The following is a 440-nucleotide window of genomic DNA, read 5'->3' as shown; positions in this document are numbered from 1 at the left end:
CGTTTAACTCAATTTTCCGGCTCCTGACAACCGCTGAAGCCGCAAAAAACATTACACGCCCATGATAATTTGTCGCTCTCTCCCAGCACAGCCACTCCGCACAATGCAGAGTCCGTCACTTAAACTCGACTAGCAAAATTTTACATCACCACCGATAAACTTCACCCGCTTTAATACCGTGACTTGCTCACCGCACGCCTCACAACAGGGAGCATCACCTTTTGCCCCCATGAACTCGCGCCAGCTGACCGCCTTAACCTCGCCGACAGCCGCCTGACCCAGACAGGACCTTGCCTTGTTCAGCCGTTCGCGACTCCGGTTATGGTACAGACCAACAAAGTGATACTGCTGCTTCCTCGGGAGCGCAACATGAGACACTATCCGCGCCATAAAATCATTATGCGACATCGTCATGCTCTCTGTACGCTGGGTCTGGTGAG

The 440-nt window shown here is 52.7% G+C and carries 1 protein-coding gene; it reads right to left on the bottom strand.

What is annotated here, in order from left to right:
* Positions 1-129: 129 nt before the first annotated feature.
* Positions 130-440 (bottom strand): transposase (locus EDI28_RS27110; protein ID WP_233353530.1); only part of this gene is annotated, 311 nt, incomplete at its 5' end.

Source organism: Photobacterium chitinilyticum (genome assembly GCF_004104355.1).
Classification (GTDB): domain Bacteria; phylum Pseudomonadota; class Gammaproteobacteria; order Enterobacterales; family Vibrionaceae; genus Photobacterium; species Photobacterium chitinilyticum.
The sequence above is the reverse complement of the archived record's forward strand: the minus strand, read 5'-3'. Positions and strand labels throughout refer to the sequence as shown.